This is a genomic window from Streptomyces sp. Y309, from assembly GCF_056712025.1.
Map to the genome: position 1 here is coordinate 1,891,739 of NZ_CM160048.1, position 25,393 is coordinate 1,917,131.

A 25,393-nucleotide genomic window follows, 5' to 3' on the forward strand; every position below is an offset into this window, starting at 1 on the left:
CAGCGAGCCCGCCCTCCGACTTAGAGTGGCTGGAGCGAGCTGGTCCACTTGGAGTGACGGGCATGGCACTCAGCGCCATGTTCTGTCGACAAGGAGAATCTCGACATCAACAAACCATTGAACTTCCACCATGAGGAAACTAGTATCCACTGCTCAGAAGCGCCCGACCCGGTGGACGGCGCCCGCAGCCGTACCCCGGCCCCGCGGCACTGAGTGCCGCGGCGACGGGTTCGGCGGCCGCGGGGAACCGCACCGCCCGTGATGCAAGCCCGCTGAAGGAAGTGACAGCTCATGTCCGCACCAGCGCCGTCCCCGCTGGCCATCGTCGACGCCGAGCCCCTGCCCCGGCAGGAAGAGGTCCTCACCCCCGCGGCCCTCGCCTTCGTGGCCGAGCTGCACCGGCGGTTCACGCCCCGGCGTGACGAGCTCCTCACCCGCCGCGCGGAGCGCCGCGCCGAGATCGCCCGCACCTCGACCCTGGACTTCCTCCCGGAGACCGCCGCGATCCGCGCGGACGACTCCTGGAAGGTGGCCCCCGCCCCGGCCGCCCTGAACGACCGCCGGGTGGAGATCACCGGCCCCACCGACCGCAAGATGACGATCAACGCGCTCAACTCCGGCGCGAAGGTCTGGCTCGCCGACTTCGAGGACGCCTCCGCCCCCACCTGGGAGAACGTGATCCTCGGCCAGCTCAACCTCACCGACGCCTATGAGCGCCGCATCGACTTCACGGACGAGCGCACCGGCAAGTCGTACGCCTTGAAGGACGCCGCCGAACTGGCCACCGTCGTGATGCGCCCGCGCGGCTGGCACCTGAATGAGCGTCACCTGACCGACGAGGAGGGCCGCCCGGTCCCGGGCGCGCTCGTCGACTTCGGCCTGTACTTCTTCCACAACGCCCAGCGCCTGCTCGACCTGGGCAAGGGCCCGTACTTCTACCTCCCTAAGACGGAGTCGCACCTGGAGGCCCGCCTCTGGAACGACGTCTTCGTCTTCGCCCAGGACTACGCGGGCATCCCGCAGGGCACGGTCCGCGCCACGGTCCTCATCGAGACGATCACGGCGGCGTACGAGATGGAGGAGATCCTCTACGAACTCCGCGACCACGCCTCGGGGTTGAACGCGGGCCGCTGGGACTACCTCTTCTCGATCGTCAAGAACTTCCGTGACGGCGGCCAGAAGTTCGTCCTGCCGGACCGCAACGCGGTCACGATGACGGCCCCGTTCATGCGCGCGTACACCGAACTCCTCGTCCGCACCTGCCACAAGCGGGGCGCGCACGCGATCGGCGGCATGGCGGCGTTCATCCCGTCCCGCCGCGACGAGGAGGTCAACAAGGTCGCCTTCGAGAAGGTGAAGGCCGACAAGGACCGCGAGGCGGGCGACGGCTTCGACGGCTCCTGGGTCGCCCACCCCGACCTCGTGCCGATCGCCATGGAGTCCTTCGACAAGGTCCTCGGCGACAAGCCGAACCAGAAGGACCGCCTGCGCGCGGACGTGTCCGTCGCCGCCGGCGACCTGATCGCCGTCGACTCGCTCGACGCGAAGCCCACGTACGCCGGCCTCGTCAACGCCGTCCAGGTCGGCATCCGCTACATCGAGGCCTGGCTGCGCGGCCTCGGCGCCGTCGCCATCTTCAACCTCATGGAGGACGCGGCCACCGCGGAGATCTCCCGCTCGCAGATCTGGCAGTGGATCAACGCGGGGGTCGTCTTCGAGGACGGCAGGCCCGCCACGGCCGAGCTCGCCCGCGAGGTCGCCGCCGCCGAACTGGCCGCGATCCGGGCGGAGATCGGCGAAGACGCCTTTGCGGCGGGCAAGTGGCAGGAGGCTCACGATCTGTTGCTCCAGGTTTCCCTGGACGATGATTACGCGGACTTTCTTACGCTGCCCGCGTATGAGCGGCTGCGCTGAGTGCTGGGCGCTTCGCGGAAGAGTGGTGCGTGATCTGCGGGTCTGTGGGGGCTGGTCGCGCAGTTCCCCGCGCCCCTTCCGGGGCGCACCCCTGCCGCAGAAGGCCTAATTCTTACCCTCCGAGTGGCCCAGGCTTCTGTCTGGGGCCACTCGGTCTCGTACCAGGCGCTTGACCGCCGTCGGTTCCGGGAAGCCCTGGTCCTTGCGGTCCCAGATCTGTTCGCCGTCTACGCGTACGACGAAGACGCCGCCCGTGCCGGGCTTCAGTGCGAGTTCGGTCAGCTCGGCCTCGAAGGTCGTCAGGAGTTCCTGCGCGAGCCAGGACGCGCGGGGCAGCCAGCGGCACTGGGTGCAGTACTCGATCTCGACACGGTGCGTCATGGGTACCTCTTCGCGGGGCGCGGTTCGGGCTTGCCGTGCAGGTTCGGGACGCGTTTCAGCCAGGCCGGGCGGCCCGCCTCGGTGGTGCGGGCGCGCAGGGCGTCCTCGGCGGCGAGCTGGGCGCGGGACGCGAAGTCCGTGGGGAGCCAGGCGGCGGAGGCGCGGGCGCGGGCGGCGAGGTAGGTGACGTAGGCCTCGCGGAGTTCGGCGGGCGAGGTGAAGCCGGGCTCGTCGGTGAGCCAGGCGTCGGGGACCTCGGCGGCGATCTCGTGGAGGAGGTCCTCGGTCACGCAGGGCGCCAGTTCCGCGTCGGCCGCCGCGGTGTCCGGGCCGTAGCGGCCGAGCGCGTGCTGCCGGAAGTCGTACGCCTTCTCGGCGGTGGCGAGGACGGTGGCCGCGTCCCAGCGGTGGTGGAAGACAAGGGCGGCGCCGTGGTCGATGAGCCACAGCCGCGGCTCGCGGGTGCCGAAGGTCGGCCAGACCATCAGGTTCGAGCTGTGCACGGTGCGGTCGACGTTCGCGGTGAGGGCGTCGAGCCAGACCACCTTGCCCGCCTCCAGCGGGTCGACGTCCAGGTCGGACTCCGGGGTGAAGTCGCGGGCGCCGGGCAGAAAGTCCATGCCCAGGTTCAGGCCCGCGCTGGCGCGCAGCAGCCCCTGCACCTCCGCGTGCGGCTCGTGCGCGGCGACCGCCGGGTCGAAGTGCGCGAGGACCAGCTCGGGCACGCGCAGGCCGAGGCGGCGGCCCAGCTCGCCGACGATGATCTCGGCGACCAGCGCCTTGCGGCCCTGCGCGGAGCCGGTGAACTTCAGGACGTACGTCCCCAGGTCGTCGGCCTCGACGATTCCGGGCACGGAGCCGCCCGCCCGCAGGGGTTCCAGATACCGGACAGCCTTCACTTCTCGCAGCACACCAGCCACCCTAACCGCCCCCCGCAAGCCATTTTTGGAGTGTACGGACCTTGATCCATAAGATCCGGTGATGATCATCAGAAAACGGTTCGCGGCGGGGCTCTGTGCCCTGTTCGCGGCCCTGAGCATGGGGCTTTCGCCCGTGGCGGCGTACGCCGACGACGAACCGGACCGTGACGGGGAGGCCGCCCCGAAGGTCGAGCTGGTGCTCGACGTGAGCGGTTCCATGCGGGCCCGCGACATCGACGGCAAGAGCCGGATGGCCGCGGCCAAGCAGGCCTTCAACGAGGTGCTCGACGCCACCCCCGAGGACGTCGAGCTCGGCATCCGCACCCTCGGCGCCAACTATCACGGCGACGACCGCAAGACCGGCTGCAAGGACACCGAGCAGCTGTACCCGGTCGGCCCGCTGGACCGCAGGGACGCCAAGACGGCCGTCGCCACGCTCTCGCCGACCGGCTGGACCCCGATCGGCCCGGCCCTGCTGAAGGCCGCCGGCGACCTGAAGGGCGGCGAGGGCTCGCGCCGCATCGTCCTCATCAGCGACGGCGAGGACACCTGTCAGCCGCTGGACCCGTGCGAGGTGGCGCGGGACATCTCCGCCAAGGGCATCGACCTCACGATCGACACGCTCGGCCTGGTGCCGAACACCAAGATGCGCAAGCAGTTGAGCTGCATCGCTGAGGCGACCGGCGGCACCTACACGTCGATCCAGCACACCGACGAACTCTCCGACCGGGTGGGCCAGTTGGTGGACCGCGCGGCCGATCCCGTCGTCAAGCCGGTGCCCGTCGCGGGCGCCGACCGGTGCGCGGCCGCGCCGGAGCTGAAGCCCGGCCTGTACACCGACCGCGAGAAGTTCGGCGAGCACCGCTGGTACCGCGTGGACGTCGAGCCGGGGCAGGAACTGCGCGCCTCGGTGAGCGTCGGCGCCGACCGGGCCGTGAACAACGACTACGGCGTGCTGATGCGGGCCGTCACCAAGCACGGCCGGGAGATCGTGCGCGGCTCGGAGGCGGGCGACGGGCGTACGGACGCCATCTCGACGGGGCTGCGGTATCCGAAGCCGGAGCGCGACGACGAGGGGGATGAGACGGAGACCGTGTGCCTCCAGGTGTCCAACTCGTACTCCGCCACCTCCGCCACCGCCTTCGCCGACGCCAAGTCGAAGCCCGGCCTGCCCGTCGAGCTGACCGTCGACGTCGTGGACGCGCCCGACGACGCCTCCGACGTGGCGGCGTTCGGCCTGGGCCGCGGCTGGTGGCTGCTCGGCGCCCTGGTGCTCACCGGTTTCGTGGGCGGATTGCTGTGGGGCTGGCTCTCGCGCTTGCGCGTCGCCGCCGGGAGGACGAACTGATGCGTACGAAACGACTGTTGGCGGCGGCCGGGCTCCTGGGCCTCACCGCCCTGCTCACCTCCGGCACCGCGTTCGCGGCCGGTGCCGACGACCGTGAGAAGGCCGCCGACGCAGGCACGTCCTTCCGTACGGCGACGGAGATCGCGCAGGGCGACACGGCCACGGCGAGTGCCTCTACGGGTGACTACCTCTACTGGTCGTTCCCGGCGGACGCCGGTCAACGGCCCACCGTCGAGGCGACCGTGAAGCTGCCCGAGTCGGCGTCGCGGCACGCCGACACGACGTGGCGGATCGATGTGTACGACGGGCTGAGGCGCCGCCAGTCCTGCATGTACGGCATGCAGGCGCGGACGGCGGCGAAGGACGCGGCCTCCGTCGACCTCGCCTGCACGCTGCGCCCCGTCCACGCGTGGTCGGAGCCGTGGGCCAACGACCCGCTGCCCGGCACGTACTACGTCCGCCTCACCGCGACCGGCGTCGAGACCGCCGACCTGGGCCTGCCGGTCACCGCCGAGGTGAAGGCGGCGTCGAAGGACGTCGGCGGCGCGGCGGCGGTGGACGGAACGCTGGGCGCACCGCTCGTACCCGGCAAACGGGCTGAGCTGTCCACCGTCGAGCCCGAGGACGGCTGGGCCTCCGGCTGGTGGACGGACCGCTGGGTATGGACGGGCGCGGGCGGCGTCCTGGCCGCCCTGGCGGGCGTAGGCGGCTACACCCTCGCCCGGGGCAGGGCGCCTTCCGGCGCCTGAGGACCCGCCGACCATGGGGCTGCGCCCCTCTCCCCCTGGTCGGCGCTCCGCGCCTCGTCCTCAAACGCCGGACAGGCTATGTCCCCTCCCGCAGTGCCTTGGCCAAGGCGCCCTCGCCGGTCACGGTGATGCGCCCAGCCCGCACCCCGTCGGCGACGGCGAGCACACCCCGCCCGAGCTCGACAGCCGTCACCGCGTCCAGCGACATGCGGGCGTCCGGTTCGACGGGGGCGGGCCCCTCCCCGAACACGACCTCGTCGTCACCGCCCACGCGCACATGGAAGTCCCCCTCGTCCAGGCGGACTTCGACGACCCCCTGCCAGCCGAGCGACTCCAAGTGCGCGCGCAGCGGCAGCGCGAACCAGTGCGCCCGCACCGCGTCGGTGGGCCGGCGTTCGGCGAGCTCGGGGGCGCCCCAGGCGGCGAGCGCCCGCAGGACGGGGAGCAACTCACGCCCCCGGTCGGTGAGTTCGTAGACGTACGCCGACGCGGGCGGCGGCAGACGGCGGCGGGTCGCGAGACCCGACTGCTCCATGTCCTTGAGCCGCGAGGCGAGCACGTCCGTGCTGACGCCGGGCAGATCGGCGTGCAGGTCGGTGTAGCGGCGGGGCCCGGCGAGCAGTTCGCGGACGATCAGCAGGGTCCAGCGGTCGCCGACGGCGTCGAGGGCGCGGGCGGCGGCGCAGTACTGGTCGTAGCTTCGGCGCGGTCGAGGTGGCATGCGTCGCAGTCTAGACAAGATGTTGGACTTTCCAAGTGGTGGCTTGGTAAAACCAAGTAACGCACGCCACGGGAGGCACACCGCATGGAGTTCCGGCAGTCGAGCAAGCTCAGCGAGGTCTGTTACGAGATCCGCGGCCCGGTCATCGAGCACGCCAACGCCCTGGAGGAGGCGGGCCACAGCGTCCTGCGCCTCAACACCGGCAATCCCGCGCTCTTCGGCTTCGAGGCGCCCGAGGAGATCGTCCAGGACATGATCCGGATGCTGCCGGGCGCGCACGGCTACACGGACTCGCGCGGCATCCTCTCCGCCCGCCGCGCGGTGGTCCAGCGCTATCAGGCGCTCGGCCTGGACGAGGTCTCCGTAGACGACGTCTTTCTCGGCAACGGCGTGTCCGAGCTGGTCACGATGGCCGTACAGGCACTGCTCGAAGACGGCGACGAAGTGCTCATCCCCGCCCCGGACTTCCCTCTCTGGACGGCCGTGACGACCCTCTCCGGAGGCAAGGCCGTGCACTACCTGTGCGACGAGCAGGCCGACTGGTACCCGGACCTCGACGACATGGCGGCGAAGATCACCGACCGCACGAAGGCCGTCGTGATCATCAACCCGAACAACCCGACGGGCGCGGTCTACCCCCGGGAGATCATCGAGGGCATTCTCGACCTGGCCCGCCGTCACGGCCTGATGGTGTTCGCCGACGAGATCTACGACCAGATCCTGTACGACGACGCGGTGCACCACAGCGTCGCCGCGCTGGCCCCCGACCTGGTGGTCCTGACGTTCTGCGGCCTGTCGAAGACGTACCGGGTCGCGGGCTTCCGCTCCGGCTGGCTGGTGGTGACCGGGCCGAAGCAGCACGCGCGGAACTATCTGGAGGGCCTGACGATGCTGGCCTCCATGCGGCTGTGCCCCAACGCGCCCGCCCAGTACGCGATCCAGGCCGCGCTCGGCGGCCGCCAGTCCATCCACGAGCTCACCGCCCCGGGCGGCCGCCTGTACGAGCAGCGCGACCGCGCCTGGCAGAAGCTCAACGAGATCCCCGGCGTCTCCTGCGTGAAGCCGCGCGGCGCGCTGTACGCGTTCGCGCGCCTGGACCCGAAGGTGCACGCGATCCACGACGACGAGAAGTTCGTGCTGGACCTGCTGCTCCAGGAGAAGATCCAGGTCGTCCAGGGCACCGGCTTCAACTGGCCGCGCCCCGACCACTTCCGCATCCTCACCCTCCCGTACGCTGACGATCTGGACGCGGCGATCAGCCGCATCGGCCGCTTCCTGAGCGGCTATCGCCAGTAAGTGGTTGTCACCAAGGCAACAAGGAGCGTGCCGTTGACCGCCTGCACCGCCTGCCCCACGTGCGAAGTCCCCTCCCTGACCCAGTTCGCCTCGCCGGACCTCGTCGGGAAGATCGTGTACGAGGGTCACGACCGCGCCGACGACCCGGCCTGGCGGGAGTCGGGCGCGGCGACACTCGAGGACTACGCGCGCTGGTGCAGCCACCTGTGCGGGCTCGCCTGCCTGCGAATGGCGCTCGGCCCGGACGCACCCTCCCTGTTCGAGCTGCGCGACGGCGCGCTGAAATACGGGGCGTACACGGAGGACGCCGAGGGCACGATCCGCGGGCTGATCTACGCCCCGTTCGCGGAGTACGTACGTGACGTACACGGTGTGGCGGCGACCGTGCACCGGCACCTCTCCCTCGACGAGATCACCGGGCTCCTGGACGCGGGGCGGACGGTGATGACGTCCGTGCACTTCGAGATCCGCCGCCCGGAGCGGCCCGCGCCGGGCCGGGGCGGGCATCTGGTCCTGATCACGGGGCGGGCGCCGGACGGCTCCCTGCACTTCCACAACCCCTCGGGCATCGACGCGCGCACCCGCACCGCCGAGCTGTCCCCGGCGGCCTTCGAACCGTTCTTCGCGGGCCGCGGTGTGTCCATGATCACGAGGGTCGGCGTGTCGGCCACGCGCTGAATCGCGGTCATGACAGAACGTCATCTTGCCTGCCAGGATGGCGTGATGATGCATTCAGGCAGGGTCGCCGTCGTCGGCGGCAGCGTCGCGGGGTGCGCCATGGCGCTGGCGGCGCACCGTGGCGGCGCGGACGAGATCACGGTGTACGAGCGGGCCGCGGGCCGGCTCGCGGAGCGCGGGGTGGGCCTCGCGGTGCACAACTCCCGTTACGCGGAGCTGGAGTCGGCCGGGTACATGGACGCCGACATGCCGTGGGTGCAGCTCGTCAGACGCCGCTGGTATGTGCGGGACGAGCGGGCGTCGGGCCCGCTGGGCAAGGAGATCGGCGCGATGCCGTTCCCGTTCCGCACCTACAACTGGGGCCCGCTGTGGGGCGAGCTGCGGCGCCGGGTGCCCGAGTCCGTGGAGTTCCGCACCGGCACGACGGTCGAGGCGGTGCGCTCCTGCCCCTTCGGCGCGGAGGTGGGCACCGACGGCGGCACGGAGCGGTTCGACGTCGTGATCGGCGCGGACGGCTACCGCTCCGTGGTCCGCGCGGCCGCCCACCCGGGCCTGCGCGCCGAGTACGCGGGCTATCTGGCCTGGCGCGGCGCGTATCCGGAGGGCCGCCTCGCCGATCCGCACCTGTGGGCCGCGGAGGACAGCGTGTACGTCGTCTTCGACGGCGGGCACGTGATCGTCTACCGCATCCCGGACGGCGCGGGCGGCCACCGCGTCAACTGGGTCCTGTACACGGCGCCGCCCCCGGACCTGGACGCCGACCTGGGCTTCACCAGCCCCACCAGCCTGCCGCCCGGCGGCCTCACGGACGCGCTCGGCGCCCATCTCGCGTACGTCGCCGACGAGTTGCTGCCGCCGTACTGGGGCGCCCTGGTCCGCGCGACCGAGCCCGGCGAGCTGTTCCTGCAGCCCATGTACGACTTCACGGCGCCCCGCTACGCCCGGGACCGGGTGCTCCTCGCGGGCGACGCGGCGACGGTCGCGCGCCCGCACACCGGCGCGGGCGCGGTGAAGGCGCTGCAGGACGCCACGGTCCTGGAGTCCGCCATCGCCACGGCGACGACCTGGCCGGAGGCCCTGGAGTCGTACGACACCGACCGCACCGTCGCGGGCCGCACGATGGTCGACCTGGGCCGGCGGCTCGGCCGGGCCTTGGTCGAGGCGACCCCGCGCTGGCGGGACCTGGACCAGCCGGGCCTGGAGGCGTGGTGGAAGCAGGCGGACGGGACGGGGGCGTTCGGGGGGCGTGAGCTGCGGCCACGCTGAACAGGGGCCCACGTGGGCCGGAGCACCGGGGCCGGTCGGCGCTGTCCCGGTGCTCCGGCCGTCCCTCAGGCGCCGTCGCCGCGCCGGAAGTGCAGGATGCCCCACGTGATGTGCTCGTCACGACCGGCGGAGACCCAGCGGGCGAGCCCTTTCTTCATCTGGGTGAGGTAGTCGTGGCTGACCTGGCCGGCCAGCCCCTGTACCTCCTGCCGCTCGGTCTCCTCGAGCACGCGCGCGTAGTGCGTGATCAACTGCTCGCGGTGCTCCTCGAACCCACCGGGCCCGCCGCCCGCGGGCGCGAACCCGAGCCGCTCCAGCTCGCGCGTGTAGAAGCCGGGTGAGCCCATGTTGTCGAGGTGGATGCGGTCGAGGATCGGCTGCAGCACACCGGGAGGACAGTCGTCGACGGCCATCGGGTCGGTGAAGATGAGCTGCCCGCCGGGCCGCAGCACCCGGGAGACCTCCTCCAGGACGCGGGCGCGGTTGCCGCTGTGCAGGAAGGCGTCCTGCGACCACACCACGTCGACGACGTCGTCCGGGTAGGGGATGTCTTCGAAGGACCCGTCGACGACCTCGATGAGGCTGGCGAGACCGCGGGCGTGGTTGAGCTCCTTGTGGCGCCGGTTCTCCACCTCGCTGAGGTTGAGCGCGAGGACCCGGCAGCCGTACATCGACGCCAGGTAGCGCGCCGAGCCGCCGTAGCCGGAGCCCAGGTCCAGGACGACGGAGTCCCGGGTGAGGCCCAGCTTGCCGGCCATCCGCTCGACGGTGCGGCGGCTGGCGTCGGCGATGGGCTCGCCGTCGCCTTCGTAGAGGCCGATGTGGATGTCCTCGCCGCCCCACACCTTGGCGTAGAAGGTGTCGGCGTCGGAGGAGTTGTAGTAGTTGCGTGCGACGCCGACCGCGCCGGTGTAGCGCTCGTCCTCCTCGTCGTCGGTGCGGTACTCCTTCTCCGCGACGTGCACGAAGAAGTCCGGCTGCTCCCCGCGGTAGGTGTGCTGGAAGTCGCCGTACGTCTCGATGTTCTGGAACCCCACCTCCGACATGAGCCGTCGGGTGTAGTCCTTGCGCAGCGGGAACATGTTGAGGTGGTAGACGGAGTCGTCCGGGAAGCTGTACCGCATCCGGACGAGCCCCTCGTCCACGTACTCGGGCTCCACGGAGACGTCTTCGCCGCAGTAGTAGTACTTGTGCTTGCTGGTGTAGCCGTCGTCGAGGATCGCGTCGTAGTTGCGCTGGTCCAGGACGAGGATGCCGTCGTGCTTGAGCATCGCGTAGAACTCGGCGAGCGCGCGGCGGCGGTCGCGCTCCGAGAACAGATGGGTGAAGGAGTTGCCGAGGCAGACGATGGCGTCGTACTCGCCGTGTACGTCACGGTTGAGCCAGCGCCAGTCCGCCTGGACGACGCGCATGACGTGACCGTCCTTCATGCCGTTGGCGAAGGCCGCCGCGAGCATGTCCGCGCTGCCGTCCGCGCTGACGGTGTCGAACCCGGCGGCGAGCAGCCGCACCGAGTGGAACCCGGTGCCCGTCGCCACGTCCAGCACGCTCTTCACGCCCCGCTTGCGCAGCAGGTCCATGAAGAAGTCGCCTTCGCTCCGCGCCCTCCGCTCCCAATCAATCAGTGAGTCCCACTTCTCCACGAAGCTGGGTACGTATTCCTCCGTGTAGTGGCCGGTTTCTCGTACTTCGACAGGGTTGTCGCCGAACTTCTGAGCCGGATGCACGATGAATGCCCTTCGACTTCAATGGGGGATGGCCTGGGCACATCGCTATCCCAAGGTGGGTACCCCCATGCGTCCGGGCTTCGTATACATACGCGGAGCTGACATTCCGCCGACCAGAACAGGACGCTCGACACCATGGGTGATCTACTCCTCGTCCGCCATGGAGAGACCGAATGGTCCCTGTCCGGACAGCACACGAGTTGGTCGGACATCCCGCTCACCGATCACGGCCGTGACCAGGCCCGCTCCCTCGCTCCGCTCGTCGGCAAGTACCGCGTGGACGCGGCGTTCACGAGCCCGCGCGTGCGTGCGCGGGAGACCGCCGAACTCGCGGGGTTCGGGCATGCTCGGGTGGACGAGGATTTGGCCGAGTGGGACTACGGCGCTTACGAAGGCGTCACAACCGTCGAAATCCACCGAAGCCGCCCCGAGTGGTTCCTGTTCACCGACGGGGTGGCCCCTGGGCCGCCGGAGCATCCCGGCGAGAGTCCCGAGGACGTCGGGGCCCGCGCGGACCGTGTGCTCGCCAAGGTCGACGCCGCCCTCGCCGAGACGGAGGGCAGCGTCGTCCTCTTCGCCCACGGCCACTTCCTCCGCGTCCTCACGGCCCGCCGCCTTGGCCTGCCCCCGTCGGCGGGCGCCCACTTCCAACTCTCCACCGGCACAGTGAGCCGCCTGAGCTACGAACACGGCCGCCCGGTGTTGGCCACATGGAACGTCCGCCCCTGAGGGGGTGGGCCCTGCCGGGGGCTCCCCAATCCCGCCCCTTCCCGTAACCAGGGGGCTCCGCCCCCTGGACCCCCGTATCGCCGCTTCGCGGCTCGTCCTCAAACGCCGGACGGGCTGATCATGTGCGGCTGAGTTCTAGCCCCTCCGGCGTTTGAGGAGCGGGGTCTGGGGCGGAGCCCCAGTCACGGGAAGGGGCGGGACTGGGGCGCACCCGCGAGGGCACAACCCCCGCCCCGCTCCCCGCACTTGATCCCCGGTCAGGGACACTGCAACGCATGCGATACGGCGTAAACCTTCTCAACTTCGGCCCGGGGACGACCCCGGAAACCCTCACGCGGCAGGCAACCACCGCCCGCCACCTGGGCTTCACCTTCGCGATGATCTCGGACCACATCGCGGTGACCCAGGACGTGCACGAGGCCTACCCGGCCCCGTTCTACGACCAGTTCGTGCTCGCGGCGTACCTCACGGGACGTGTCCCGGGCCTGCGCCTGGGCACCACGGTCACAGTGATCCCGTACCGACACCCCCTCCAGACGGCCCGCCTCGCCGCGAACATCGACCGCATGCACAAGGACGGCTTCATCCTGGGCGCGGGCGTCGGCTGGTCGAGGCCGGAGTACGAGGCGCTGGGCATCCCGTTCGGGGAGCGCGGCGCGATCACGGACGAGTACCTGGCGGCGATACGCGCGGCGTGGACGGACGACCCGACGACGTACCACGGCCGCTACGTGGCGTACACGGACGTCCGCACGGCCCCCGCCCCGGCGACGACCCCGCACCCACCGGTGTGGGTCGGCGGCGGCTCCCCGGCGGCGGTGCGCAGGGCGGGCCGCCTGGGCGAGGGCTGGCACCCGTTCATGCCGACGCTCGCGGGCCTGCGCGAGGCGCTCCCCCGGCTCGCGGCGGCGGCGGACGCGGCGGGACGGCCGGTGCCGGAGCTGGTGCCACGGCTCCAGATCCGGCTCGCCCCGCACCCGGACACCCCCGAGCGCCCGCTCGGCCACGGCACCGCGGACCAGCTCCGCGCCGACCTGGAGGCGCTGGAGGAGCTGGGCGCCACCCACGTGCTGCTCGACACCTACCCGGGCAACCCCGCCGAGCGGGGCAGCGCCGACGCCGACCGGGCGCTGCTCGAACTGATCGCGGAGCGGGTCGTGGACCTGGCGTCGGGCACCGTGCGCTGATCCCGGGGGGCCCGTTTCCTCAGGTCGGGGGCTGTTGTCAGTGGGGCGAGGCACTATCGGAAACATGACCAAGCCGACGACTCCCGCGCAGCGGCGGATCATCGCGGCGGCGGACCCGGTCACGGGCCGCCTGACGGGGACGGAGGCGCAGCTCACCGCGCTGGTGCGGCTGCAGCTCGCGTTCCGGCACCCGCGCCCGCCGCACGCCTATTTCCTGACGCCGGCGGGCCACCGCGTCCGGGAGGAGCCGGTGGGGGCCGCGCCGGAGACGGCCCCCGTGGAGCCGGTTCCCGGCGTGTTCACGGCCCGCACGGGTACCGAGGAGACCCTGTGGGGCGAGGACGGCCCCGCGCGGGCCCGCGAGGTGCGGGACGCGTGGCTGGGCCTGGTGGAGATGCGCCGGATGACGAATGCGGACGGCGACCGGGAGAAGCCGTGCGCGTGGGAGCGGGCGCATCTCCCGCAGGCCGCCGCGATAGCCCTGGAGGCGGCGGGCCGCGCCCCGGCCCGCCCCGGCCGCGAGGGGTATCGCGTGACCGCGACGGAGCAGCCGGACGCCGTCGCGGTCCGCGAGCCCACGGCCGAGGGCGTGCGCGCCTGCGGGACGGCCCTGGAGCGGGCGGGCTGGCAGGTCAGCGAGCACGGGGAGGCCCGCACGGGAAGGCGGTACGTCTTGGCGTCACCACGACGGGCGTAGTAGTCAAAGTTGCCGAAGTTGCCGAACTGGTCGAAGTTGCCGAAAGGGAAGCCGTGTCCGAGCCGTTTGTCGTGAGTGTCACCGTCCGTGGGTACGAGACGGACTCCCAGGGCCACCTCAACCAGGCCGTGTACTTGCAGTACGCGGAGCACGCGCGCTGGTCGACCCTGCGCGCGGCGGGCATCGACCAGCGCGACCTCATCGACAAGGGCGTCGGCCCCGTCGCCCTGGAGAACACCGTGCGGTACCGCAGCGAGCTGCGCGCGGGCGACGAGGTGCGGGTGGACTGCGCGTTCGTGTGGGGCGAGGGCAAGACGTTCAAGGTCGAGCAGACCATCACCAAGGCGGACGGCACGGTGGCCGCGACGGTCTCCGGCCTCGGCGGCCTGCTCGACCTCAAGGAGCGCAGGATGGTGCCGGACCCCGGCGAGTACTTCAGAGCCCTGGCGTCGGACCCGCGCATACTCGGCCTCTGACGCTCCGGTACGCGTGACGCTCCCGTACGCGCGCGTCAGTCGCCCACCGGCGCGCCGTCGGGCGGGCCGACCTCCGCCCACACCGTCTTGCCGACGGACCTCGGCTCGACGCCCCACCGCGCGGCGAGGGCCGCCACGAGGACGAGGCCTCGGCCGGACTCCTCGTCCGCGGAGGGGAGTTCTGGTCTTTCCGGCGGGCGCCGCTCCGTACGGGTGTCGGTCACCTCGATGCGTACGCCGTCCGCGAGGAGCAGCAGGCGCAACTCGAAGTCCCGGCCCGCGACGCGGCCGTGGGTCGCCGCGTTCGCGGCCAGTTCGGCGGCCACTTGGGCCACCGCGTCGGAGAGTTCGCTGTCGTACGGGACGCCCCACCCGTCGAGGTGGTACCGCGTGAGCCTGCGGGCGAGGCGGGCCCCGCGCGGGGTGGCACTGATGCGCTGCGTGAACGTGTGTGCTGGTGTGGGGGTTTGCACCGGGAGTGGCATGGCGCCCACCGTGACCTGCGGCGGCATGCATCGGCAGGGGCCGAACTCGTACGCTCCGTAAGTGTACGGGTGCGAAGTGTGGACAGTACGGGTAACTGTCCGTGAGCATGGGCGCGTTGGCGGGGAACGGTACGCAAGCGTCTGGGGAGACCCGTGATGTCGTCAAGCACGCCTGGCACGAACGAGCCCGAACCGACCGATGGGCTCAAGGCCTTCGGTGCGGCCCTGAAAAGCTTCCGCAAGCGGGCCGGGTACACGCAAGAGTCCCTGGCTCCTGAGATCGGGTACTCGGCGCATTTCATTGCGTCCATTGAGCAGGGGAGGCGGTTTCCGCCGCCTCGGTTCGTCGACCAGTCCGAGGCGACGCTGGACGCGTTCGGGACGCTGCGGTTGGTTGTCCATCAGCTGTCGCGGCAGCGGGGGTTGGCGTCCTGGTTCAAGCGGTGGGCCCAGTTGGAGCAGGAGGCCATCACGCTCTACACGTACGAATGCCGCCTGATCCCGGGCCTGTTGCAGACCCCCGCGTACGCGGAGAGGCTGTTCGCCAACCAGTTGCCGCCCCTTGGGGACGAGCAGATCCAGGCCCAGCTCGCGGCGCGCATCGAACGCCAGAAGCTGCTCACGGAGCGGCCGAACACGGCGTACAGCTTCATCCTGGAGGAGCACTTGTTCCTGCGGGGCATGGGCGGGCCGGAGGTCACACGGGAACTCATCGATCACGTCATCGCCCTGGCCGCGCGGCGCAACATCGAGCTCCAGATCATGCCACTCGTCAGGGAGACCCACGCCGGACTTGACGGCCCCATGCAGCTCCTGGAGACCCCGGACAACAAGTGGTTCGCGTACAACGAGGGACAGGAGAGCGGCCAGGTCATCTCGGACCCGAAAGTGGTCAGCATGCTCCAGATGCGGTATGCCAGGATGCGCTCACAGGCTCTCTCGTTCGAGGAATCGGTGAGCCTGTTGGAGCGGATGCGAGGAGCATGATGGGCACCCCAGAACCGGCCTGGTTCAAGAGCAGCTACAGCGGCGGGGACGGCGACGACTGCGTCGAAGTCGCACTCTCCTGGCGCAAGTCCAGTTACAGCAGTGGCGGTTCCGGCGACTGCGTTGAAGTCGCCCCCTGCCCCACCGTCATACACGTACGCGACTCCAAGAACCCCCACGGCCCCCAACTCGCCCTGGACCCCACCGCGTGGGCCGACTTCCTCACGTACGCGCAAGGTGCACCGTAGCCTCCTTCTTCGAGGCGGCTGGTATTACTGGTGCATGCAGGAAGAGACCGCGCAGTCCGCGATCGACACGTTCATCTCCGCGTTCAACGCCTCGGACGACAGCTACGTGACTGAGCTGCTCTCCCAGGCCCTCACCCCGGACGTGGTCTTCTGGGGACCACTGGGCCGCAGCGAGGGGATCGAGGCGGTCGAGCGGTTCGTGCTCGACATCCGGCGCCACCCGGCGGGGACCGGCACGATGGTGCGCTGCTCGGCGGTGGACATGCCGGACGAGTGGGCCCGGTATCAGTGGGTGTTCACGACACCGGACGGTGGTCCCCGACTGGCGGGCACGGACGTCGTCCATCTGCGCCGGAGCCTCATCGACCAAGTCATCGTCTTCGCGGGGGAGATCGAGGCAGCAGCAGGCTACGCCGTTCCTCGTCCGTGAGGTCGCGGAAGACGCGGGAACGGGCCCGTTCCAGAAGGGGGTTCAGGTCCGTCGTGGGGTTCCAGATGCGGACCGTACGGTCACGGGACGCCGTGGCGAGGCGGGTGCCGTCCGGGGCCCAGGCCAGGGCGTTGACCTGGTCGTCGTGGACACCGATGACCGCAAGTTCGCAGCCTTCGTCCGGGTCCCACAGGCGGACCGTGCGGTCCCAGGAAGCGGTGGCGAGGCGGGTGCCGTCCGGGGACCAGCCGATGCCCTGCACCCGGTCCGTGTGGCCAGTCATCGTACGCAACTCCGTGCCGTTGAACGGGTCCCAGAGGCGGACGGTGCGGTCCCGCGAGCCCGTCGCGATGCGGCGGCCGTCGGGCGACCAGGCGATGCGCCACACGTAGTCCGTGTGTCCCTCGATGGTCGCCACGGCCGTGCCGTGCTCGGCGTCCCAGACGCAGAACGACTTGTCGGTGAGCGACGTGGCGAGGTAGCGGCTGTCGGGGGACCAGGCGGCGCCGCCGAGCCAGTACCTCCCGGTGATCAGGGTCATGAGTTCGCGGCCGTCGCGCGCGTCCCAGACGCGGCTGGTGCCGTCGCGGGACGTGGTGGCGATGCGGGTGCCGTCGGGGGACCAGGCGAGGGAGGTGACGGCCTCGCGGTGGCCGTCGAGGAAGGCGTCCGCCGTCACCTCGGGCGGATTCCAGAGGAACGCGTGGCCGGTGTGGTCGGCTACGGCGATCCGGGTGCCGTCGGGCGAGAACGCGGCGCCGCTCACTTCTTGGCCGTTGTTCGTCGTCGCCGACACGCGCCCTTCCACCATGTCCCAGATGTTGACGGTTCCGTCGATGCTGCCGGTGACGAGGTGGGTCCCCGTCCGGGACCAGTCGACGCTCACCACGGAGCCCTCGTGGCCACGCAAGGTCGCAAGCTGGCCGCCCGGCGCGTGGACGTCCCACAAGGTGAGGGTCCGGTCCCGGGACACGGAGGCGATGCGATCGCCGTGCCAGGAGACCGAGTTGACGCTGTCGGCGTGGCCGACGAGGGCCAGCTCATCCCCCGTGTGAACAGTCCACACGCGTATCGTGCGGTCGTCACCCACGGCGATGCGGTCGCCGTCCGGGGACCAGGCGACGCAGCTCACGGGTTCCAGGGTCTCGAACCTGTGGTCGGGGTCGCGCCGCTCCACCATCGACTCCCTGCGCACGTTCCAGATCCGGGCGGTGCGGTCCTCCGACACTGATGCGAGCCGGTGTCCGTCCGGCGACCACGCGAGGGCCGTGACGACGCCCTGGCCGTCGAGCACATGGTGGTTCTCGCGCCCCAGGCACACCAGGCTGACGAAGCCGCCGGGCGCCGCGACGGCGATCCAACGATCGTCCGGCGAACACGCCACACTCCGCCCCAGGCGGGAGACCCGGACAGACCTCCCGTTGTCCGTCCCAGTGCCCCAGAAGCGCACCCAGTGGTCAGTGTCCGCGCTGACCAACCCAACACCGTCCGGCGCCCAGGAGACACTCCTCACCGGCGACTCGTGCCCGACCAGCGCACCCAGCTCGGCGCGAGTGTCCACGTCCCACACCGTAATCGTCCCGCTCCGCGCCCCCACCGCGATCCGCCCACCGTCGGGCGACCACGCCAGAACCTGCATCCGGCCCCCGCCAGCCGCCTGCGCAAGAACAACCGGCTCAGCACACCCCTCCGGATCCCACACCCGCACAGTCCCGTCGTCCGAAGCCGTCGCAAGCAGCGTCCCGTCCGGCGACCACGCCACACAGTTGACATCCTGCTCGTGCCCCCGCAAGACCGCGCGCCGCCGGGCCACGTTGAGCGCCGCGTGCACCGCCTGCTGCGCCAAAGACGTCGGCGCACACTCCTCGACAGCCGCCAGCGCGGCAAGCACCGCCAACTCCGGGTCCCGCGAGGCCACTTCGATCGCCCGGCGCGCCACCGCGTCGGCCGTCCGCTCCAGGGCGGCCTTGTCGTGCCGCTCGGAAACGTCGAGGAAGTCGACGACCAGCGGCACGCCCGCGAACACGCCGGGCGCCTCGTCCACCCACTGCCGGGCAACGGCCAAGCGCTCCCCGCTCAGCAGGTACGCCTCCCGCCGCCCCGCGTTGGCCCAGTCCCGCGCCGCCCGCTCCAGCTCCGTACGCCGCCGCAGCGCCTCCGCGCCGGCTGCCACCGCCTCCCGCAGCGGCGCCCACCGCCGGAACAGCGCCTCGTGCGCCACGTCGAGCACGTCCCCGTCGCCGGTGAGCAGCCGCCCCGCGACGAACGCCTCCGCCACAGCCCGCTCGCCGGGCGCGAGGTCAGCCCGCGTCACCCGCCGCCGGGTGGGCTCCCCGTGCTCCAGGGACACGAACTTCAGCAGCGTCGGCAGCACCGGCGCCCCCGCGTCGGCCGCACACAGCTCCGCGTGGATGCGGTCGGCCTGGTCGGACAACGCCCCTGCCACGCCACCGAGTTGGCGGTAGTCGTTCTCGGTCACCGCACCGCGGTCGTGCGCCCGCAGGAACAGCGCCTGCAACGTGTACGCGAGCAGCGGCAGCGCGTCGCCGCCGCCCGTGTCGTCGACCATGCGGGCCACCAGCGCGGGCGGGAAGGCCAGCCCGGCCCGCTCCCCCGGCTTCTCGATCACGTCGAACAGCTCGGCCCGCCCAAGTGCCCCGATGAGCACGGGCTGTTGAACGAGCGCGGCATGGCCCGTCTCCAGGAACTCCGTCAGGAAGTCCGACCGCAGCGTGGCCACGACCCACAGGTGCGGGTCGGCCTCCAGCGCCTCCACCGCCTTGTCCAGGAACTGCTCGCGCTCCCCCGCCAGCGTGAGCAGCTCCTCTAGCTGGTCGACGACCAGCAGAGCCGGAGCGGTACGTCGGCCACGTACCGTATGAGCCCCACGCAGCCGCGCCACCTCCGCGAGGCCGGACGCCAGTCCCGCCACCGGGTCCGTCCCCGGCGCGAACGGCGGCACCACCACCCATCGCCCCCGCCGCCCGGCCAGCGCGGGCAGCAGCCCCGCCCGCACCAGGGACGACTTGCCGCTGCCGGACGGCCCGATGACGGCGACGCAGCGCCGTGCGGCGGTGACGGGCGCGAGGGGGTGCAGCCGGGCCACCAGCTCCGCGATCTCCCGGTCCCGGCCGAAGAACACTCCCGCGTCGTCCTCGGTGAACGCCTCAAGTCCCGGGTAGGGCGGCTGAGTTGCGTCCCACGCGGGGCGGGCGGGAGCGGGCCGGTTGAGCAGGTGCAGCCACACCTGCCCGGCCACGAGCAGCAGCACCGCGAGGCCGAGCAGCGGCAGCGACCAGTCCCGCAACATCCGCAGCACCCACGGCACATGGTCCGTCTGGCTGGTCGCGTAGTTCGCCGCGAGCCCCATGAGCGCCGCGACGAGCACGAGCAGTACGTCCACACAGAGCTTCAGCCGGCGCCGGTCCACCCGGACAGCCTAGGCAGCGCAATTCGGTGGACAAGCGGGGGCCGGGATGAAACATGATGCGTGCGTGAGCGACCACTCCCCCACCCCGCCCGACCTGCTCGCCCGCATGGAGAGCAACCTCGCCGAGCACGCCTGCCACCTGCACCGGAACCTGCCCGGCGCGACCGTCACGGAGACCGACGACCTGCTCGTCGCGGACAGCGGCATCGACGACGACACCTTCAACATCGTCGCCACGGCACGCTTCACGGCCGAGAGCGCGGACGCGCGGATCGCGGCGGTCGTCGGCGAACTCCGGGCTACGGGGCGTACGTTCTCGTGGTGGGTGGGGCCCGCGTCTGCGCCCGGCGATCTTGGGGGGCGGCTTGCTGCGGCGGGGCTTTCTGCTTCCGAGACGGAGGCCGCCATGTGGGCCGACCTCCGCGACCACGCCCCGCCTGCGCCGGGTGTCGACGGGCTGGACATCCGGCTCGTCCGCACCCGACGGGAGCTCGGCGACTACGCCGCCGTTCTTGCCGCCAACTGGGATCCGCCGGCCGCCACCGTTCGCCGCTTCTACGCGTCCGCTGCCGAGCTGGTCCTTGCTCGCGGGTGCCCCGCTCGGCTTCTCGTCGGGTACGTGGGCGGCCGTGCTGTATGCACCGCCGAGGTGTTCTTGCACGCGGGCGTCGCCGGGATCTACAACATCTCTACGCTCGTCGGCGACCGGCGCCGTGGGTACGGAGGCGCGATCACGCTGGCCGCGCTGCATGTCGCCCGCGACGTCGGGTTCCCTACCGCCGTCCTTCAGGCCTCGTCGGAGGGCGAATCGGTTTACCGGCGGCTTGGGTTCACCGAGTGCGGTGCGTTTACGGAGTACGCCGTTACTGCCACTTGAGCGATTCGGTCGGCTGCGGCGCCGCTTGGGCTGGTCGCGCAGTTCCCCGCGCCCCTAAAGGGGCGCCACCGTACCGCCCGCGTTTGAGCACCCCCGTTTTGAATCGGGCGCTTCAGAACGTGCTAGCGTCCCCGTTATGAAGCAATCGCTCCAAAACAGCGGCACCCGTATGCCGCTCGCCGTGTACGTGTTGGCGCTCGGGATCTTCACCCAAGGGACCTCCGAGTTCATGTTGTCGGGGCTGCTGCCCGGGATGGCCGGTGATCTCGGGGTGTCCATCCCCGACGCGGGGCTGCTCATCTCGGCCTTCGCGATCGGCATGGTCGTGGGTGCGCCGCTGCTCGCCGTCGCCACGCTGCGGTGGCCGCGTCGGACCGCGTTGGTCGGGCTGCAGGCGGTGTTCATCGCGGGGCACGTGGTGGGCGCGCTCGCGCCGGGGTATGCGTTGTTGTTCGTGACGCGGGTCGTCAGCGCGCTCGCGTACGCGGGGTACTGGGGCGTGGCCGTGGCCACCGCAGTGGCGCTCGTGCCCAGTGCCGCCAAGAGCAAGGCCGTCGCGCTCGTCGCGGGCGGGCTGACCATGGCCACCATCGTCGGCGTACCGGCGGGCACCGTGCTCAGCCAGTCGGCCAGTTGGCGGGCCGCGTTCTGGGCGGTGGCCGTCGCGACCGCGGTGAGCCTGGCCGCCACCGTGGTCGCCATTCCCGGCGGCCGGGGCGGCAGCGACGGCGAGGAACCGCGCTCCGTGCGCGCCGAACTGCGCGGCATGGCGCGGCCGCAGCTCTGGCTCTCGTACGCCATCACGGCCTTCGCCTTCGGCGCGGTGATCGTCACCTTCAGCTATCTCGCGCCGTTCCTGACCGACGAGAGCGGGCTCGGCGAGGGCGGGGTGCCCGCCGTGCTCGCGCTGTTCGGCGCGGGCGGGATGATCGGGCTGATGGTCGGCGGCCGCACCGCCCAGTCGCACGCCGTCGGCACGCTCGCCGTGGGGCTCGGCGCGCTCGCCGTCATCTCGGCGGTCCTCGCGCTCACCGCGCACACGACGCTCGTCGTCGTGATCGGCCTGACGTTCCTGCTCGGTCTCGCCGGGTACGTCACCAACCCGGCGCTCCAGTCCCGTGTGTTCACCCTCGCCCCGGACGCGCCCACCCTCGTCGGCGCCACCAACACCGCGGCCTTCAACGTCGGCAACACCCTGGCCCCGATGCTCGGCGGCCTCACCATCGGCGCCGGGTACGGCTACACGTCCGTCGCCTGGGTCGGCGCCGGCCTCGCCGCGGTGGGGTGCGTGGGCGCGCTGTGGGCGGCCCGGCTCGAACGCGCGGCACGGCGGGAGGTGGCCACCGCGTCGCCGCGGGCCGGTTTTGAAAAGGTATTCCAAAACAGCTAGTGTGCGTCCATGGCCAGGCCACGACAGTTCGACGAGGACCGCGTCATCACCGCGGCCATGGACACCTTCTGGCGCCACGGGTACGAGGGCACGTCCACCCGCGACCTGTGCGAAAGCACCGGCCTCGGCCCTTCGAGCCTCTACAACACCTTCGGCGGCAAGCGTGAGCTCTATCTGCGCGCCCTTGAGCGCTATTACGAGACCGTCACCGGCGAGCAGATCGAGCTGCTCCAAGGGCCCGGCTCCGCGAAGGAGCGGCTGCGCGCCATGATGCTGCACGCCGTCGACAGCGACCTCGACGAGACCGAGGGGCGGCGCGGCTGCTTCGCCATCAACGCCGCCATCGAGGTCGCCGCCCTCGACCCGGACGTCAAGCGCGCCGTGCGGCGCAATTTCGACCGGGTCGAGGACGAGCTGTGCGCGGTCGTGGGCGCGGGCCAGGACGCGGGCGAGATCACGTCCGGACGCGACGCCCGCACCCTGGCCCGCCTGGTGCAGAGCACGTACTACGGCCTGCGCGTGCTGAGCCGGGTCCAGGACGACCGGAAGGCCCTCCTGGCCACCGTGGACAACACCCTCGCGAACCTTTAGTCCGGCATCTAGTCCGGCACCTAGTCCCGCTCTAAAAAGAACGTTCTACTTTGCGTAGAGTTGTGTTCTGGGGACGACCTGTTGGGGCTGGTTCGGGCTGGACCACAGCAGCTTCATGTGCGCCTCACCGGTGTTCTCCGCGTAATCGATGCGAATGCTGTGGCGCTTTCCGGCCGTCAGCCGCAGCTGTGCCTTGTCGACCTTCGGCTCGTGCGGGTTCCACGAGTCGATGACGAGCTTGCCGTCGATCCAGACGCGGACGACGTCGTCCGAGACCGTCGTGAGCGTGTACGTCTCGCTGTGGCGCGGCTCGATGGAGCCCGACCAGCGGACGCCGAAGCGGTCGGAGGGGATCGAGGCGTGCGGTGAACCCTCGAACTTCCAGGCGTGGTTGACCGTCGGGTCGGTGCGGGTGATCTTCGGGGTGCCGGAGAGCTCGGCGTTGTCGAAGATCTCCTGCTTGAGGCCCTTGCCGGTGCCGGGGCGGGCGGCGCGGCCGGGGTCCACGGTCAGTTCGATGACGGTGGCGGTGGGGTTGGTCGCGGCGCCGGAGGGCGTCACGTCGTAGCCGTCGCCGGACTTGGTGACGGTGACCTGCTGCGAACTTCCCAGGACCCGGGCCGACTTGACGGCAAAGTCCGTGCGGGCGGTGAGGTGCAGCGGCTGCCCGGCCGCGGGCCACTGCGTGACCGCCGCGTACAGCTTGTCGCCCTTGCGGCTCACCGCACCCCACTTCGGCTCCTCGACGAGGCCGCCGTAGCGCGCGCCGTACACCGCCTCGCCCTGACCCGCCGTACGCAGCCAGGTACCCATCTCCTTGAGGCGGTCGACGGACGGCTGCGGGATGCGGCCGCGCGCGTCGGGGCCCACGTTCAGGAGGTAGTTGCCGCTGCGGGACGTGGTGGCGAGGAGGTTGCGGACCAGGGTCTGGCTCGACTTCCAGTTCTGGTCGTAGCGGGCGAAGCCCCAGTGGTCGTTGAGCGTCATGCAGGACTCCCAGAGCTGGCCGTCGACCGGCGCGTCCGGGATCTCCTGCTCGGGCGTGCCGTAGTCGCCGTCGACGACGCGGCGCTTGCCCACGCGGTTGTTGATGACCAGGTCGGGGTTCAGGCCGCGCAGGTACGACTCCAGGCGCTCGCCGTCCCTCGCGGTCCACGGGTTGTGCGGGTCCTCGGTGTCCCACTCGCCGTCGAACCACAGCAGCGCCGGGTCGTAGGTGTCGACCAGCTCCTTGAGCTGCGCGTACATGCGCTTCTCGTACTTCGGGAACGTCGCCGGGTCGGGGAAGTCCGGGTCGTGCCAGTCCCAGATCGAGTAGTAGAAGCCGAGCTTGATGCCGGCCGCGTCGGAGGCCTTCTTCAGCTCGGCGAGGATGTCGCGCTTCTTGTCGAAGGACGAGTGGTCGCGCAGGTTGTAGGAGTTCACCTTCGTCGGCCACATCGCGTAGCCCTCGTGGTGCTTGGACGTGATGACGATGTACTTCATCCCGGCGTCCTTGGCCGCCTTCACGACGGCCTTCGCGTCGAAGTCGGCCGGGTTGAAGCCCTTCGCCTGCTTCTCGTACTCGGCCGCGGGGATCTTGCACTCGCGCTTGATCCACTCGGCGTTGCGGCAGACCGTGCCGTCGGGGCGCTTGTACTCGCCCTCCAGGTTCGAGTAGGCGCCGAAGTGGATGAACATGCCGAAGCGGTCCTGGCGGAACCAGTTGGCGCGGTCGGCGGTGAAGGGGTCGTCGGTGGCGTGGTCGGTGCCGGGGCCCCCGGCCGGCCGGGGCGGGGCGGGGGTACTCTCCGCGGGCGCGGCGACCGCGAGCGGCACGGCGGTGGCCGCGAGCGCGGCACTGAGGAGCAAGGCGAGGCCGGTGACTCTTCGTCGCATGGGCGGGCTCCTGTTCGTTGACGGAACGCTCGGGAACGTAGGAGCGGATACATCGGATGTCAATGGGGGGAACGCGGGCTTCCCAGGGTTCAGTTGGGGCGTACGACGCTCGCTGATCGGATGAATTCCGGTGGCCCTTGGTGCAGTCGAACTAATCCCAGGAACATGTTTGGCGGCTCTGGATCTCGTGATCCGGCGTGTGGCAGGCTCCCTCAAGTCCCCCCACCACAACCGGAATTCAGGACATCTCTGTGCGCCGAATACCTGCCGTTGCCACCTGCGCCGTCGCCGTGCTCTCCCTCGCGCTGACCGGATGCGGAGGTGACGACAAGAACGACAAGAGCGACAAGGGCGCGTCGGGTTCCACGGGGTCCGTGGAGTCGCCCGCGAAGGACGACGACAAGAAGGCCGACGCCCAGAAGACCGCGTCGCCGACCCCGAGCCGTACGAAGAAGCCGAAGGCGACCGCCTCCCCCACCCCGGCGCGCACCAGCACCCCGACCGCCGCGGCCACCCCCACCAAGCCCCGCACCAGCGCGCCCGCCGTGCCCCCGAAGAAGACCACGCGCCCCGCCACCGGGCCGCAGTCGGTGCAGGGCACCTGGTACCACGTGCGGCGCGGCCAGGGCGGGCGGCTGATCGTCCTGACCGTCAACGGCACCTCGATCGACATGCGCTCCGGCACCAAGTCGTGCCGGGGGACCATCACTTCCGACATGGTGATCCGCGCGACCTGCATGGGCGAGTCGGCCGCCGGCAAGGCGTCGCTCAGCGGCGGCCAGCTCACGTTCGCGTGGCCCGCCGGCAGCGGCAACGACTACTTCCGGCGGACCCAGCCGCCCGCCTGAGGGACGCCGGGCGAACGCCGTCCGGCCCCCGGGTGACAAGACGGGCAACCTCCGGCCAGAGGGTTACGGAACGGGGTGGCGGCGGGCAAGAGTCACCTCGGTACACGAGTCACCGGTACTGCTCCATGAGTCCCGGTGAG

Annotated in this window: 24 protein-coding genes; 17 read left to right on the forward strand and 7 right to left on the reverse strand. The window is 71.0% G+C overall.

Going from position 1 to position 25,393, the window contains the following annotated elements:
* The first annotated feature begins 291 nt into the window (after positions 1-291).
* Positions 292-1,914 carry a malate synthase A gene (aceB, locus tag AC0KTA_RS06880; protein ID WP_481054217.1) on the forward strand — a complete coding sequence of 541 codons (1,623 nt, stop codon included), beginning with the start codon at positions 292-294 and terminating at the stop codon, positions 1,912-1,914.
* Positions 1,915-2,019: 105 nt separating this feature from the next.
* Here aceB and AC0KTA_RS06885 read toward each other — a convergent pair whose 3' ends face one another.
* Both AC0KTA_RS06885 and AC0KTA_RS06890 read right to left on the reverse strand, forming a co-directional pair.
* Positions 2,020-2,295: an Rdx family protein gene (locus AC0KTA_RS06885; protein WP_481054218.1), complete on the reverse strand. Its 276-nt coding sequence runs from the start codon at positions 2,293-2,295 to the stop codon at positions 2,020-2,022.
* On the reverse strand, positions 2,292-3,206 hold the full coding sequence (locus AC0KTA_RS06890) for a HipA family kinase (RefSeq protein WP_481054219.1): 915 nt from the start codon (positions 3,204-3,206) through the stop codon (positions 2,292-2,294). The genes AC0KTA_RS06885 and AC0KTA_RS06890 overlap by 4 nt, the downstream gene beginning before the upstream one ends.
* A 70-nt stretch (positions 3,207-3,276) precedes the next feature.
* On the opposite strand from AC0KTA_RS06890, the gene AC0KTA_RS06895 reads away from it, so the two are divergent.
* Entirely contained in the window at positions 3,277-4,563 is a 1,287-nt protein-coding gene (locus tag AC0KTA_RS06895; RefSeq protein ID WP_481054220.1) for a VWA domain-containing protein, read from the forward strand.
* Entirely contained in the window at positions 4,563-5,312 is a 750-nt protein-coding gene (locus tag AC0KTA_RS06900) for a hypothetical protein (RefSeq protein WP_481054221.1), read from the forward strand. The genes AC0KTA_RS06895 and AC0KTA_RS06900 overlap by 1 nt, the downstream gene beginning before the upstream one ends.
* Before the next feature lie 76 nt (positions 5,313-5,388).
* On the opposite strand, the gene AC0KTA_RS06905 is transcribed toward AC0KTA_RS06900, so the two are convergent.
* Positions 5,389-6,033: a winged helix-turn-helix transcriptional regulator gene (locus tag AC0KTA_RS06905; protein WP_481054222.1), complete on the reverse strand. Its 645-nt coding sequence runs from the start codon at positions 6,031-6,033 to the stop codon at positions 5,389-5,391.
* Positions 6,034-6,117: 84 nt separating this feature from the next.
* Between AC0KTA_RS06905 and AC0KTA_RS06910 the strand changes: the two genes are divergently transcribed.
* The 3 genes from AC0KTA_RS06910 to AC0KTA_RS06920 are packed head-to-tail and all read left to right on the forward strand — an operon-like array spanning position 6,118 to position 9,273.
* Entirely contained in the window at positions 6,118-7,329 is a 1,212-nt protein-coding gene (locus AC0KTA_RS06910) for a pyridoxal phosphate-dependent aminotransferase (protein WP_481054223.1), read from the forward strand.
* A gap of 33 nt (positions 7,330-7,362) precedes the next feature.
* Positions 7,363-8,007: a cysteine peptidase family C39 domain-containing protein gene (locus tag AC0KTA_RS06915; RefSeq protein ID WP_481054224.1), complete on the forward strand. Its 645-nt coding sequence runs from the start codon at positions 7,363-7,365 to the stop codon at positions 8,005-8,007.
* A gap of 48 nt (positions 8,008-8,055) precedes the next feature.
* Positions 8,056-9,273: an FAD-dependent monooxygenase gene (locus tag AC0KTA_RS06920; protein ID WP_481056334.1), complete on the forward strand. Its 1,218-nt coding sequence runs from the start codon at positions 8,056-8,058 to the stop codon at positions 9,271-9,273.
* Between the two features lie 65 nt (positions 9,274-9,338).
* On the opposite strand, the gene AC0KTA_RS06925 is transcribed toward AC0KTA_RS06920, so the two are convergent.
* A complete protein-coding gene (locus AC0KTA_RS06925) occupies positions 9,339-11,000 on the reverse strand; it encodes a glycine/sarcosine N-methyltransferase (RefSeq protein ID WP_481054225.1) in 1,662 nt (553 codons plus the stop codon).
* A gap of 135 nt (positions 11,001-11,135) precedes the next feature.
* Here AC0KTA_RS06925 and AC0KTA_RS06930 point away from each other — a divergent pair, with 135 nt between their 5' ends.
* From AC0KTA_RS06930 to AC0KTA_RS06945, 4 genes are all read left to right on the forward strand, one after another.
* Positions 11,136-11,729 carry a histidine phosphatase family protein gene (locus AC0KTA_RS06930; protein WP_481054226.1) on the forward strand — a complete coding sequence of 198 codons (594 nt, stop codon included), beginning with the start codon at positions 11,136-11,138 and terminating at the stop codon, positions 11,727-11,729.
* A gap of 275 nt (positions 11,730-12,004) precedes the next feature.
* Positions 12,005-12,916 carry a TIGR03619 family F420-dependent LLM class oxidoreductase gene (locus AC0KTA_RS06935; RefSeq protein ID WP_481054227.1) on the forward strand — a complete coding sequence of 304 codons (912 nt, stop codon included), beginning with the start codon at positions 12,005-12,007 and terminating at the stop codon, positions 12,914-12,916.
* A 64-nt stretch (positions 12,917-12,980) separates the two neighbouring features.
* Positions 12,981-13,613: a hypothetical protein gene (locus AC0KTA_RS06940; protein ID WP_481054228.1), complete on the forward strand. Its 633-nt coding sequence runs from the start codon at positions 12,981-12,983 to the stop codon at positions 13,611-13,613.
* 53 nt (positions 13,614-13,666) lie between these two features.
* Positions 13,667-14,089, forward strand: coding sequence for an acyl-CoA thioesterase (locus tag AC0KTA_RS06945; protein WP_481054229.1), 423 nt, complete (start codon positions 13,667-13,669; stop codon positions 14,087-14,089).
* Positions 14,090-14,124: 35 nt separating this feature from the next.
* Here AC0KTA_RS06945 and AC0KTA_RS06950 read toward each other — a convergent pair whose 3' ends face one another.
* Complete coding sequence (locus AC0KTA_RS06950; RefSeq protein ID WP_481054230.1) at positions 14,125-14,574, reverse strand: ATP-binding protein; 450 nt, start codon at positions 14,572-14,574, stop codon at positions 14,125-14,127.
* 156 nt (positions 14,575-14,730) lie between these two features.
* Here AC0KTA_RS06950 and AC0KTA_RS06955 point away from each other — a divergent pair, with 156 nt between their 5' ends.
* Genes AC0KTA_RS06955 through AC0KTA_RS06965 form a run of 3 tightly spaced genes read left to right on the forward strand, consistent with a single transcriptional unit; the run spans position 14,731 to position 16,239 of the window.
* Positions 14,731-15,561, forward strand: a complete 831-nt coding sequence (locus AC0KTA_RS06955) for a helix-turn-helix domain-containing protein (RefSeq protein ID WP_481054231.1) — start codon at positions 14,731-14,733, stop codon at positions 15,559-15,561.
* The gene (locus AC0KTA_RS06960) at positions 15,561-15,809 is read left to right on the forward strand and encodes a DUF397 domain-containing protein (RefSeq protein WP_481056335.1); all 249 of its coding nucleotides are present in this window, start codon (positions 15,561-15,563) and stop codon (positions 15,807-15,809) included. Before AC0KTA_RS06955 ends, AC0KTA_RS06960 begins: the two co-directional genes overlap by 1 nt.
* 34 nt (positions 15,810-15,843) lie before the next feature.
* On the forward strand, positions 15,844-16,239 hold the full coding sequence (locus tag AC0KTA_RS06965) for a nuclear transport factor 2 family protein (RefSeq protein WP_481054232.1): 396 nt from the start codon (positions 15,844-15,846) through the stop codon (positions 16,237-16,239).
* On the opposite strand, the gene AC0KTA_RS06970 is transcribed toward AC0KTA_RS06965, so the two are convergent.
* Complete coding sequence (locus tag AC0KTA_RS06970; RefSeq protein WP_481054233.1) at positions 16,181-19,669, reverse strand: nSTAND1 domain-containing NTPase; 3,489 nt, start codon at positions 19,667-19,669, stop codon at positions 16,181-16,183. The two genes, AC0KTA_RS06965 and AC0KTA_RS06970, sit on opposite strands and share 59 nt — an antisense overlap.
* 106 nt (positions 19,670-19,775) lie before the next feature.
* On the opposite strand from AC0KTA_RS06970, the gene AC0KTA_RS06975 reads away from it, so the two are divergent.
* The 3 genes from AC0KTA_RS06975 to AC0KTA_RS06985 all read left to right on the forward strand — a co-directional run bounded on the left by AC0KTA_RS06975 (position 19,776) and on the right by AC0KTA_RS06985 (position 22,527).
* The gene (locus AC0KTA_RS06975) at positions 19,776-20,546 is read left to right on the forward strand and encodes a GNAT family N-acetyltransferase (protein ID WP_481056336.1); all 771 of its coding nucleotides are present in this window, start codon (positions 19,776-19,778) and stop codon (positions 20,544-20,546) included.
* Positions 20,547-20,682: 136 nt separating this feature from the next.
* Positions 20,683-21,936, forward strand: coding sequence for a Cmx/CmrA family chloramphenicol efflux MFS transporter (locus tag AC0KTA_RS06980; protein WP_481054234.1), 1,254 nt, complete (start codon positions 20,683-20,685; stop codon positions 21,934-21,936).
* A 9-nt stretch (positions 21,937-21,945) separates the two neighbouring features.
* Positions 21,946-22,527 carry a TetR/AcrR family transcriptional regulator gene (locus AC0KTA_RS06985; protein ID WP_481054235.1) on the forward strand — a complete coding sequence of 194 codons (582 nt, stop codon included), beginning with the start codon at positions 21,946-21,948 and terminating at the stop codon, positions 22,525-22,527.
* Between the two features lie 45 nt (positions 22,528-22,572).
* On the opposite strand, the gene AC0KTA_RS06990 is transcribed toward AC0KTA_RS06985, so the two are convergent.
* Positions 22,573-24,405 (reverse strand): alpha-L-fucosidase, encoded by a 1,833-nt coding sequence (locus AC0KTA_RS06990; RefSeq protein WP_481054236.1) that lies wholly within the window; start codon positions 24,403-24,405, stop codon positions 22,573-22,575.
* Positions 24,406-24,656: 251 nt separating this feature from the next.
* Between AC0KTA_RS06990 and AC0KTA_RS06995 the strand changes: the two genes are divergently transcribed.
* A complete protein-coding gene (locus AC0KTA_RS06995) occupies positions 24,657-25,253 on the forward strand; it encodes a hypothetical protein (protein ID WP_481054237.1) in 597 nt (198 codons plus the stop codon).
* Positions 25,254-25,393 lie beyond the last annotated feature (140 nt).

Bases quoted from the DNA above. Each gene is read 5' to 3' on its own strand.
- aceB (WP_481054217.1), top strand. From the start codon at position 292: ATGTCCGCACCAGCGCCGTCCCCGCTGGCCATCGTCGACGCCGAGCCC.
- AC0KTA_RS06930 (WP_481054226.1), top strand. From the start codon at position 11,136: ATGGGTGATCTACTCCTCGTCCGCCATGGAGAGACCGAATGGTCCCTG.
- AC0KTA_RS06955 (WP_481054231.1), top strand. From the start codon at position 14,731: ATGTCGTCAAGCACGCCTGGCACGAACGAGCCCGAACCGACCGATGGG.
- AC0KTA_RS06960 (WP_481056335.1), top strand. From the start codon at position 15,561: ATGGGCACCCCAGAACCGGCCTGGTTCAAGAGCAGCTACAGCGGCGGG.
- AC0KTA_RS06950 (WP_481054230.1), bottom strand. From the start codon at position 14,574: ATGCCACTCCCGGTGCAAACCCCCACACCAGCACACACGTTCACGCAG.
- AC0KTA_RS06900 (WP_481054221.1), top strand. From the start codon at position 4,563: ATGCGTACGAAACGACTGTTGGCGGCGGCCGGGCTCCTGGGCCTCACC.
- AC0KTA_RS06975 (WP_481056336.1), top strand. From the start codon at position 19,776: ATGGAGAGCAACCTCGCCGAGCACGCCTGCCACCTGCACCGGAACCTG.
- AC0KTA_RS06910 (WP_481054223.1), top strand. From the start codon at position 6,118: ATGGAGTTCCGGCAGTCGAGCAAGCTCAGCGAGGTCTGTTACGAGATC.
- AC0KTA_RS06980 (WP_481054234.1), top strand. From the start codon at position 20,683: ATGAAGCAATCGCTCCAAAACAGCGGCACCCGTATGCCGCTCGCCGTG.
- AC0KTA_RS06920 (WP_481056334.1), top strand. From the start codon at position 8,056: ATGCATTCAGGCAGGGTCGCCGTCGTCGGCGGCAGCGTCGCGGGGTGC.
- AC0KTA_RS06940 (WP_481054228.1), top strand. From the start codon at position 12,981: ATGACCAAGCCGACGACTCCCGCGCAGCGGCGGATCATCGCGGCGGCG.
- AC0KTA_RS06895 (WP_481054220.1), top strand. From the start codon at position 3,277: ATGATCATCAGAAAACGGTTCGCGGCGGGGCTCTGTGCCCTGTTCGCG.
- AC0KTA_RS06905 (WP_481054222.1), bottom strand. From the start codon at position 6,033: ATGCCACCTCGACCGCGCCGAAGCTACGACCAGTACTGCGCCGCCGCC.
- AC0KTA_RS06965 (WP_481054232.1), top strand. From the start codon at position 15,844: ATGCAGGAAGAGACCGCGCAGTCCGCGATCGACACGTTCATCTCCGCG.
- AC0KTA_RS06990 (WP_481054236.1), bottom strand. From the start codon at position 24,405: ATGCGACGAAGAGTCACCGGCCTCGCCTTGCTCCTCAGTGCCGCGCTC.
- AC0KTA_RS06935 (WP_481054227.1), top strand. From the start codon at position 12,005: ATGCGATACGGCGTAAACCTTCTCAACTTCGGCCCGGGGACGACCCCG.
- AC0KTA_RS06885 (WP_481054218.1), bottom strand. From the start codon at position 2,295: ATGACGCACCGTGTCGAGATCGAGTACTGCACCCAGTGCCGCTGGCTG.
- AC0KTA_RS06985 (WP_481054235.1), top strand. From the start codon at position 21,946: ATGGCCAGGCCACGACAGTTCGACGAGGACCGCGTCATCACCGCGGCC.